Source organism: Streptomyces sp. 13-12-16 (assembly GCF_002114215.1).
Lineage (GTDB): Bacteria > Actinomycetota > Actinomycetes > Streptomycetales > Streptomycetaceae > Streptomyces.
In genome coordinates, this window is record NZ_NCTE01000676.1 from 1 (window position 1) to 10248 (window position 10248).

General features: G+C 72.5%; 8 protein-coding genes. 5 read left to right on the forward strand and 3 right to left on the reverse strand.

From position 1 onward, the window contains the following. Positions 1 to 934: tetratricopeptide repeat protein (locus B7767_RS25745; protein ID WP_143652640.1), on the forward strand; the 934-nt coding region annotated here is incomplete at its 5' end. A 139-nt stretch (positions 935 to 1073) separates the two neighbouring features. On the opposite strand, the gene B7767_RS25750 is transcribed toward B7767_RS25745, so the two are convergent. Both B7767_RS25750 and B7767_RS25755 read right to left on the reverse strand, forming a co-directional pair. Beyond that, positions 1074 to 1442 carry a hypothetical protein gene (locus B7767_RS25750; RefSeq protein WP_143652641.1) on the reverse strand — a complete coding sequence of 123 codons (369 nt, stop codon included), beginning with the start codon at positions 1440 to 1442 and terminating at the stop codon, positions 1074 to 1076. Positions 1443 to 1487: 45 nt separating this feature from the next. Beyond that, entirely contained in the window at positions 1488 to 2300 is an 813-nt protein-coding gene (locus B7767_RS25755) for an endonuclease I family protein (RefSeq protein ID WP_085574280.1), read from the reverse strand. A gap of 221 nt (positions 2301 to 2521) precedes the next feature. Between B7767_RS25755 and B7767_RS25760 the strand changes: the two genes are divergently transcribed. The 4 genes from B7767_RS25760 to B7767_RS25775 all read left to right on the forward strand — a co-directional run bounded on the left by B7767_RS25760 (position 2522) and on the right by B7767_RS25775 (position 9645). After that, positions 2522 to 3820 (forward strand): HEAT repeat domain-containing protein, encoded by a 1299-nt coding sequence (locus B7767_RS25760; protein WP_107486326.1) that lies wholly within the window; start codon positions 2522 to 2524, stop codon positions 3818 to 3820. Between the two features lie 89 nt (positions 3821 to 3909). Continuing rightward, positions 3910 to 7617: an ABC transporter ATP-binding protein gene (locus tag B7767_RS25765; protein ID WP_085574281.1), complete on the forward strand. Its 3708-nt coding sequence runs from the start codon at positions 3910 to 3912 to the stop codon at positions 7615 to 7617. A 110-nt stretch (positions 7618 to 7727) separates the two neighbouring features. After that, positions 7728 to 8114, forward strand: coding sequence for a hypothetical protein (locus B7767_RS25770; RefSeq protein ID WP_085574282.1), 387 nt, complete (start codon positions 7728 to 7730; stop codon positions 8112 to 8114). A gap of 97 nt (positions 8115 to 8211) precedes the next feature. Next, a complete protein-coding gene (locus tag B7767_RS25775) occupies positions 8212 to 9645 on the forward strand; it encodes a S28 family serine protease (RefSeq protein WP_085574283.1) in 1434 nt (477 codons plus the stop codon). Positions 9646 to 9661: 16 nt separating this feature from the next. On the opposite strand, the gene B7767_RS25780 is transcribed toward B7767_RS25775, so the two are convergent. Then, a partial coding sequence (locus B7767_RS25780; protein WP_373408238.1) for a hypothetical protein occupies positions 9662 to 10248 on the reverse strand: 587 nt, incomplete at its 5' end.

Consider the following 10248-nt stretch of genomic DNA (forward strand, 5'->3'; position numbering starts at 1 on the left):
GGCGCTGCCGCCGGAGGGCGCCGCGTCACCGCGGGCCCGCTCCCAGGTGCGGCTCCTCGCGCCGCACGCGGCCGGCCTGCTGCACCGGTCCCACCGCCACGGCCTGGTGACGGCGGAATCCGTACGGATCGCGGCGCGCGTCGCACGACTGGTGTACGAGGCGGGGGACTGGACCGCCGCGCTGGCCCTGGCCTCCACCGCCGCGAGGACCGCCGCGGAGCACCTGGGGGACGAGCACCCGGCGACCATCGAGGCCCGGTCGGGCCAGGGGCCCGTCCTGTTCAGACTCGGCCGGTACGCCGAAGCCGCCGACCTCCTGCGGCCGGTCCACCGGGACGCGTTGCGCACGCTCGGCCCCCATGACGCGCGCACCCTGGACGCGGCCTACGAACTGCAGCGGGTGCTGCACCGCCTGGGCGACCTGGCACAAGCCCGTACGCTGCTGGAAACGGTCCTGGACGGTCGCCGCCACGCGCTCGGCGAGGACCACGTCGCCACCCTCAAGACCCGCTGCGAGATGCTGGAACTGCGCGCCGCGCAGAACGAGTTCGACCACTACGTGGCAGCGGCCGAGGAACTGGTGGAGGACTGCGAACGCCGTCTCGGCCCCGACCACCTGGTGACCGTGTGGGCGCGTGACGCACTGGCGCGGGGGCTCCTGCGCTCCGGCCGGGGCGCCGAGGCGGAGGTCCTCTTCCGCCGGGTGCTCGCCGGACAGCGGGCCGGGTACGGGGACGACCATCCGCTGGTCCTCGGGGTGCTCATCCAGCTCAGCCGCGCCCAGTACGCGCAGGGCAAGCGGGAGCAGGCCGCCGGCAGCGCACGCGAGGTGGCCGAGCAGCGGGCCGCGATCCTGGGCGAGGACCACCCCGAGACCGCCGCGGCCCGCGCCTGGTACGCCGAGGTCCGCGCGGAGCCGCCCGCACCGGGATGACACCGCGCCCGCGGACACGGGTGCGCTCGGCGTCCCGGGCGGTGCCGCTCGCGCCGGGGTGACACCGCGCCCGCGGACACGGGTGCGCTCGGCGTCCCGGACGGACCTGCTTCCGCCCGGGGAGTGACTTCTGACCGCCTCACCCCAGCAGCTTGCCGAACTCTTTCCTGTCGTGGGCGAGACGCTCGGCGTAGCCCGCGGAGAAGGCCGCCTGCTCGCCGGGGCTCATGGTGTCGCGGGGCAGGCGGGACGGCGGCAGGAGGTCCGGTACCTCGCGGTAGACGGTCACCGCGGCCTCCCAGTGTTCACCTCCTCGGCTCCTCGCCCGGACGAGGTGGGCCGACAAGCGGGACAGCTCCTCGTCCAGCAGTTGCGCCGGGACCTTCTTCGAGAGGAACTCCCCGGGCTCGGGAGGTGAACCCTCCGAAGTGGCGAGGAGCCGCAGCGTCCAGAGCGCGGCGAGCAGTCGTCCCGAAAGTGTGTGATCGCTCGGTGTCGCATCAGCCATGAGGAAGTCTGCCCCGGCGCCGGCCACCGTGACACCGGCGTCCGGCTACCAGATCGACTCGACCCACTCCGGGTGGTCGATGAACGGGTTGCGGTTGTGCTGGTAGGAGTCGTGGATGACCTCGTTGCGGTTCTCCTCGAACGCGCTCGGCGGGTCCTGCTCGTGCCACTGCTTCAGGACCGAGAGGCGGCCGTGGTACGGGTTGCTGCCGTTGGTGACGGAGTCGTTGGGCTCCAGGTCGGGCCAGCCGTCGGTGCCCTCGTAGCGGACGGCCATGTAGAGGATCATGCGGGCCACGTCGCCCTTGACCGCGTCGCGCGGCTCGAAGGAGTTCGAGTCGGTCAGGCTGCCGCCGCTGTCGGTGAACGAGCTGCCGCCGTCGTCGAAGTCCTTGTTGCCGCGGACGGAGTTGACCCGGACGTCCTCGGGGCGCAGGTGGTGCAGGTCGGTGCCGGGACCGGTGGAGGTGCCGAAGTCGCCGTGGGACTTGGCCCACACGTGCTCGCGGTTCCAGTCGCCCACGTCACCGCCGTTGAGGGACTTGCTGCGGGAGATGCCCGAGTACAGCAGGATCACGTTGTCGCTGTTGTTCGGGTCCTGGTCGGTGACCTTCAGGGCGTTCCAGACGGCCGAGTACGAGATCTTCGTCTGGTCGCTGATGATCGTGTGCAGGGAGTCCTTGAGCGCCGTGCCGGACTTGCCGATCGCGTCGGCGTAGTAGGTGTCGTCGTACGCGGTGGTCGCGGCGCCGGCGGAGGGAGCGTTCAGTGTCGGGGCGACGAGGCCGGCGAGGACGGCGGCCGTGGCGAGCGCCACCGCTTTCCGGCGCCGGCCTGCGGATATGCGGATCACGGGCATGGGGGGTATCCGATCTACGCGGGTTGACGTCTGAGTGATACCGCAGAGAGTGACATGAGCATGCGGTCCGGGGCGTGAAGGGAAGGTGGCGGTTGCGTGACGGGGCCCCGCCCTCCTCGCCGGTCCCCGCGTCCTCCCGTCGGCTCCTGCGGACGGGACGTCAGGTGCGCCGCTGGCATAGTGATCGCCACCCGCGCACCCGATCGACAGGAGGCAGTGACGTGGAGCTGGTCGGGGACCTCATCGGGGACCTGGAGGATCCGGAGCGGCGGGAGGCCGCCCGGGAGGCCCTGGTGTCGCTCGGGGCGGCGGCGGTGCCGTCCCTGCTGCGCGAGATGCTGGACGAGGACTCGCCGGTGGACCGGTTCCGGATCAAGCTGCTCCTGCACGCCATCGGACCCGCGGCCTACGACGACGTGCTGGCGGCCCTGGAGACGGTGCGGGACGAGGGGGCGCGGCGGCGGGTGAGCGCGGCGTTCAGCGGCCTGGGCGCCGTGGAACGTTACGTCGAGGCGCTGTCCCACCCCTCGGCGGCCGTCCGCGAGTCCGCCGCCTTCGGCATCCAGTCCGCGTGCTCGGTGGAGTTCGGCCGTACCCCCGCGTACCGGGGCGACATCGCTCCGGTGATCGAGGCGCTCGTCCCCCTGGTCGCCGACCCGGACCCGGACGTGGCCCAGCGCGCCCTGTGGGTGCTGCCGATGCTGGGGGACGCCGTCCTCGAACCGCTCCGGCGGGTACGGCGCGACGGGCCCGGAGCCCTGCGGGCGGGCGCCCTCGCGGCGCTGGCCTCGGCCGGCGGCGAGGAGGCCCTGTCCGAGCGGGACCGGGCGGCCGTCGCACGACTGATCCGCGTCAAGGCGATCGACGACCGGCCCGAACCCCTGGAGGCGTGCTCCGCCTCCTGGATGGCGGTTCCCGGCGGGGACCGGGAGGGGATCGCCGAGGTGCTGGGGCTGTCCGGCGAACGGCTCGTGACGTTCGCGCTGGGGTACAGCGTCGTCCTCCACGACAGCGACGACTGGCCCGACCCCCGCCGCGTGTACGTCACTCCCGAGGTGGACGGCTGGACGCTGGTCCTGGGGCCGTGGTGCAACCCCGTCCATCCGGAACGCGCCGACGAGGTGCTCGGCGCCCTCACCGCACTGAGCCGCCGGTACGGCCGGGCCCAGGCGTACCACTACGGCGAGCACGGCGGCGGATCCGGCTGGGCGCTGGCCGAGGAGGGGGCCGTGGTCCGCCGCTTCGACGCCTCCGCCCAGGGCGGCGGGCGGATCCCCGAGCTGGGCGAGCGGCTCCCCGAGGAGCTCGCGCTGCACGCCGAGTGGACGAGGGACGAGGAGGAGGCGGCCGACTGGGAGGACACCGCCCCGTACATGGCCCCGGACCTCGCGCTCCGGCTGGGCGCGACGAACCCCTTCGCCCTGGGCCCGGGGACCGCCGTCCGCGGCCGGGGCGTCGTGGCGCTCACGGCGCTCGCCGCCGAGCAGGGCGTGCCGGAGACGGGCGCGTACCGCATCTGAGCCGGCCGCCCGAATGTTGCGGAGGGATGAAATCCGCTTCCGGCGGTGTTGGTGCCTTCCGGTAGATCAGGACGATCGGAGGGCACCGCGTGACACCGCAACGGGGATGGGCACGGCGACTGGCCGCATACGCGTGGCGTCATCCCAAGGACGTGGTCCTCGCGCTGGGCTCCTCCCTCGGCGGCATGGCCGTCATGGCGCTGGTCCCGCTGATCACCAAGGTGATCATCGACGACGTCATCGGCGACAAGACGAAGGACATGACCACCTGGGCCGGCCTGCTCGTCGGGGCCGCGCTCGCCGTCTACGTCCTCACCTACGTCCGCCGCTACTACGGCGGCCGACTCGCCCTCGACGTCCAGCACGACCTGCGGACCGAGATGTACGGGACGATCACCCGGCTCGACGGCAGACGCCAGGACGAGCTGTCCACCGGGCAGGTCGTCGGACGCGCCACCAGCGACCTCCAGCTCATCCAGAGCCTGCTCTTCATGCTGCCGATGACCATCGGCAACCTCCTGCTGTTCCTGATCTCCCTCGTGATCATGGCGTGGCTGTCGCTGCCGCTCACCGCCGTCGCCCTCGCCGTCGCCCCCGCCCTGTGGTGGATCGCCAAGCGCAGCCGCACCCGGCTGCACCCCTCCACCTGGTACGCGCAGGCACAGGCGGGGGTCGTGGCCGGAGTGGTCGACGGCGCGGTCAGCGGCGTGCGCGTGGTGAAGGGCTTCGGGCAGGAGGAGCAGGAGACCGGCAAGCTGCGCGAGGTCGGACGGCGGCTGTTCGCCGGGCGGCTGCGCACCATCAGACTGAACTCCCGGTACACCCCGGCCCTCCAGGCCGTACCCGCCCTCGGCCAGGTGGCGATGCTGGCGCTCGGCGGCTGGCTCGCCGTACGCGGGCACATCACGCTCGGCACGTTCGTCGCCTTCTCCACCTACCTGGCCCAGCTCGTCGGCCCGGTCCGGATGCTCGCCATGGTCCTCACCGTCGGCCAGCAGGCCCGCGCCGGCACCGAACGCGTCCTGGAACTGATAGACACCGAGCCGTCCCTGACCGACGGCACCAGGGAACTGCCCGCCGACGCCCCGGCGACCGTCGAGTTCGACGACGTCTCCTTCGGCTACGACCCCGACCGGCCGGTCCTGGACGGTCTCTCCTTCGAGATCCGCCCCGGGGAGACCCTCGCCGTCGTCGGCGCCTCCGGCTCCGGCAAGTCCACCGTCTCCCTGCTCCTGCCGCGCTTCTACGACGTCACCCACGGCGCCGTCCTCGTCGGCGGACACGACGTGCGCGAGCTGACCACCGAGTCCCTGCGGGCCGCGATCGGGCTGGTCCCCGAGGACTCCTTCCTCTTCTCCGACACCGTCCGCGCCAACATCGCGTACGGCCGCCCGGACGCCACCGACGAACAGATCACCGCCGCCGCCCGCGCGGCCCGGGCCGACCGGTTCATCGACGAGCTGCCCGACGGCTACGACACCACCGTCGGCGAGCACGGCCTGACCCTCTCCGGCGGCCAGCGCCAGCGCGTCGCCCTGGCCCGCGCCATCCTCACCGACCCGCGCCTGCTGGTCCTGGACGACGCCACCTCCGCCGTGGACGCCCGCGTCGAGCACGAGATCCACGAGGCCCTGAAGGGGGTCATGCGGGGCCGTACGACGCTGCTGATAGCCCACCGCCGCTCCACCCTCAACCTCGCCGACCGCATCGCCGTCCTCGACGACGGCCGGCTCGCCGACATCGGCACCCACGACGAGCTCCAGCGGCGCTCCGCCCTCTACCGCAGGCTGCTCACCGACCCCGACGAGCTGGGCGCCGTCTCCCCGGGCCACACCCCGCCCGCCGGGCCGCGCGAGGAGGACACCTCGGTCCGCGCGGAGCTGGACGCCGAGTTCGACGCCGAGCGCGGGGTCACGCCCCGGCTGTGGACCGGTGACCGCGAGCCCAAGGACGCCGCGCTGGCCGGCACCCCGGCCACCCCGGAACTCCTCGCCCAGGTGGCGGCGCTGCCCCCGGCGGACGACGTCCCCGACGTCGACGAGGACCGGGCCGTCCGCCCGGAGGACTCCTACGGCCTGCGCCGCCTCCTGCGCGGCTTCCGCACCCCCCTCCTCATCAGCCTCGGCCTGGTCGCCGTGGACGCCGGGATGGGCCTGCTGCTGCCGGTGCTGATCCGGCACGGCATCGACCAGGGCGTCACGCAGGCCGCCCTCGGCGCGGTCTGGGCGGCCTCCCTGCTGGGCCTGCTCACCGTGATCGCCCAGTGGGCGGCGCAGATCGGCGAGACCCGGATGACCGGACGCACCGGCGAACGCGTCCTCTACGCACTGCGGCTGAAGATCTTCGCCCAGCTCCAGCGGCTCGGCCTGGACTACTACGAGCGCGAGCTGACCGGCCGGATCATGACCCGGATGACGACGGACGTCGACGCGCTGTCGACGTTCCTGCAGACGGGCCTGGTCACGGCGTTCGTCTCGGTGGTCACCTTCTTCGGCATCATGGCCGCCCTGCTGGTCCTCGACGTCGGACTCGCCCTCGTCGTCTTCGCCACCCTGCCCCCGCTGATCGTCGGCACGTACTTCTTCCGCCGGGCCAGCGTGAAGGCGTACGAGCTGGCGCGGGAGCGGGTGTCGGTGGTCAACGCCGATCTGCAGGAGTCGGTGGCGGGACTGCGGATCGTGCAGGCGTTCCGCCGCGAGCGGGACGGCGGACGCCGGTTCGCCGGACGCAGCGCCGACTACCGCGAGGCGCGCATACGGGGCCAGTGGCTGATCTCGGTGTACTTCCCGTTCGTGCAGTTCCTGTCCTCGATCGCCGCCGTGGCCGTGCTGGTCGTGGGCGGGGGCCGGGTCGACGACGGGACGCTGGCGATCGGCTCGCTGGTCGCCTACCTGCTCTACATCGACCTGTTCTTCGCGCCGGTGCAGCAGCTCTCCCAGGTCTTCGACGGCTACCAGCAGGCGTCCGTCTCACTGGGCCGCATCCAGGAGCTGCTGCGGGAGCCGGCCTCCACGGGGACCGCCGCGAAGCCGCTCGACGTGCCGTCCCTGCGCGGTGAGATCGCCTTCGAGGACGTGCGCTTCGCCTACGGGGACGGCGAGGAGGCCCTCGACGGCATCGACCTCACCATCCCGGCCGGGCAGACCGTCGCCTTCGTCGGCGAGACCGGCGCCGGGAAGTCCACCCTGGTCAAGCTGGTCGCCCGGTTCTACGACCCGACCGGCGGACGGGTCACCGTCGACGGCACGGACCTGAGGGACCTGGACATCACCGCCTACCGGCACCGGCTCGGGGTCGTACCGCAGGAGGCGTACCTCTTCCCCGGCACCGTCCGCGACGCCATCGCCTACGGCCGCCCGGACGCCTCCGACGCCGAGGTGGAGGCGGCGGCCCGCGCGGTCGGCGCGCACGAGATGATCGCCACGCTGGACGGCGGCTACCTCCACGAGGTCGCCGAACGCGGCCGCAACCTGTCCGCCGGACAGCGCCAGCTCATCGCGCTCGCCCGCGCCGAACTCGTCGACCCGGACGTGCTGCTGCTCGACGAGGCGACGGCCGCGCTCGACCTGGCGACCGAGGCGCAGGTCAACCAGGCGACCGACCGCCTGGCAGGACGCCGTACGACGCTGGTCGTCGCCCACCGCCTGACCACCGCCGCCCGTGCCGACCGGGTGGTCGTGATGGACCACGGCCGGGTCGTGGAGGACGGCACGCACGACGAACTGCTGCGGCTGGGCGGCAAGTACGCCGCGCTGTGGCGGACCTTCGTCGGGGAGGACGTGCCGGCGCCGGCGTGAGGAGCGGCCCCGCTCCCAGGGGGCGGGCGCGCGCAACCATCCGGCGTACGTCATGCGTCCGTACACGCGTACGCCGCCTGACGCGGCGGGCGCGGTACGGGAGGACGACTGTGGGCAGTGGAGCGATACGCCGGCGACTCGCGCCGGTCCTTGCGGTGCTGATCGCCTCGGGGCTGCTCGCCGTCGCCGCGCCCGAGGACGCGCACGCCGCCGCGTACTGCGCCGGGCGCAAGGTGCGCACGCTGCCGTTCTCCACCGGTTCGGTCGTCGTCTACAAGCGGGGCGGTTACGTCTGTGCCGTCACCCTCGCCAAGAAGCCCGGCACCAAACGGAAGATGTCGGTGAGCGTGCGGGCGCGCGGGGGCCGCCCGGTCGTCGACGAGGGCAACTTCAAGCACCACGCCGGACCGGTGACCGTGCACGCCGGCCGCCGCTGCGTATGGGTGAAGGGCAGTGTCGGCGGAGGGTCCGTCAGCTCCGGCTGGATCCTGTGCTGACCCGGCATCCGACCGAGGGTTATCCCTATGTCCCCTGGTGCTGCGGGGAGTTGGTCCAGTAGCTTCCGGCGCACATCTGTCTCACAGGGGAGTGCGCATGCGCAAGGCGCTCAGATGGCTGCTGGCGCTCACGGTGCTCATAGGCACACTGAGTACGGCCGGGGCGGCCACCGCCGCCGAGCCGGAGGCCACCGGCACCACTGACATCAAGGAGAGACTGCTCTCCGTTCCGGGCATGAGCCTGATCGAGGAGAAGCCGTACACCGGGTACCGCTTCTTCGTCCTCAACTACACCCAGCCGGTCGACCACCGCAGGCCCTCCAAGGGCACGTTCGAGCAGCGGATCACCGTGCTGCACAAGGACACCGCGCGGCCGACCGTCTTCTACACGGGCGGCTACAGCGTCTCCACGACGCCGCGGCGCGCCGAGCCGACCCAGATCGTGGACGGCAACCAGGTCTCCATGGAGTACCGCTTCTTCACCCCGTCCCGGCCCGAGCCGGCCGACTGGTCGAAGCTGGACATCTGGCAGGCCGCCAGCGACCAGCACCGCATCTTCGAGGCCCTGAAGAAGATCTACTCGGAGAACTGGATCTCCACCGGCGGCTCCAAGGGCGGCATGACCGCCACCTACTACGAGCGCTTCTACCCGCGTGACATGGACGGCGTGGTCGCCTACGTCGCCCCCAACGACGTGGTGAACAAGGAGGACTCGGCCTACGACCGCTTCTTCCGCACCGTCGGCACCAAGGAGTGCCACGACCGGCTGAACGCCGTGCAGCGCGAGGCGCTGGTGCGCCGGGCGCCGCTGGAGAAGAAGTACGAGGCGGTCGCCGCCGAGAACGGCTACACCTTCGACACCATCGGCAGCCTGGACCGGGCGTACGAGGCCGTCGTCCTCGACTACGTGTGGGGCTTCTGGCAGTACAGCACCCTCGCCGACTGCGCGGACATCCCGGCGGACGCGAAGAACGCCACCGACGACGAGATCTGGACCTCGATCGACACGATCTCCGGATTCTCGTTCTACACGGACCAGGGCCTGAGCCCGTACACGCCGTACTACTACCAGGCCGGTACGCAGCTCGGCGCGCCGACCATCCACTTCCCGCACATCGAGAAGAAGTACGTCCGCTACGGCTACCAGCCGCCGCGCAACTTCGTGCCCCGCTCGATCGACATGAGGTTCGAGCCGTGGGTCATGCGGGACGTCGACTCCTGGGTCCGCCACAACGCCCGGCAGATGCTGTTCGTGTACGGCGAGAACGACCCGTGGGGCGCCGAGCCGTTCCGTCTCGGCAAGGGCGCGCGTGACGCGTACGTGTTCACCGCGCCCGGCATGAACCACGGCGCGAACGTGGCCGGTCTGGTCGCCGAGGAGAAGGCGCTGGCCACGGCCCGCATCCTGGACTGGGCGGACGTCGCCCCGAGCACGGTGCGGGAGAACCCGGCGGCCGCGAAGCCGCTGGCGAAGTTCGACGCCGAGCTGGACAAGCGGAACGTCGAGCAGGAGCGGACGCTGCGCCCGTAACGGGGGCGGGGCGGCACTACACCGGGCGGGCGCAGCCCACCGGTGACGTGCCGCCGAGGCGGACGTAGAGGGCCGTGGACGCCGGGCACTCGGACCGGTCGTCCACGGCCTTCACCACTTTGAACTCCGGTTCCCGCTGCTCGCTGCCGTCGCACGCGGTCTCGCGGACCTTGCCGTCGCCCAGGTCGTAGACGCAGTCGCCGACGATGGTGCGCGGCCCGCCCCCGCCGCCCGGATCGCCGGGGTGCGGCGGCTGGAGGTGGCGCATGCAGGCGTAGCCGCGCGGCACCGCGCCGTCGCCGTCCTCGTCGAAGGAGGGGCGCTGCTCGCTGATGTGCAGCACGAAGTCGGTGGTGGCCGGGCAGCGCGGCCCGTCGCGCACGGTCCCGTCGTGGCGGGCGACCACCCGGGCCGCCGCCCGTTCGCTCGTGCAGGACACCTCGGTGAAGCTGGTCCGGCCGAAGGAGCTGCACTCGTCGATCGCGAGGAACACCGCCCCGTACCCGGACTGCCGGACCGGCGGCGCCGTACGCCGCTCGCCCGGCCCGCCGTCCTCCTCGGCGCCGCCCGGCGCGCCCTGACAGCCGGTGAGCAGCACCGCGA

Excerpts from the sequence above, each read along its gene's own strand:
- B7767_RS25750 (WP_143652641.1), bottom strand. The coding sequence starts at position 1,442 with ATGGCTGATGCGACACCGAGCGATCACACACTTTCGGGACGACTGCTC.
- B7767_RS25755 (WP_085574280.1), bottom strand. The coding sequence starts at position 2,300 with ATGCCCGTGATCCGCATATCCGCAGGCCGGCGCCGGAAAGCGGTGGCG.
- B7767_RS25775 (WP_085574283.1), top strand. The coding sequence starts at position 8,212 with ATGCGCAAGGCGCTCAGATGGCTGCTGGCGCTCACGGTGCTCATAGGC.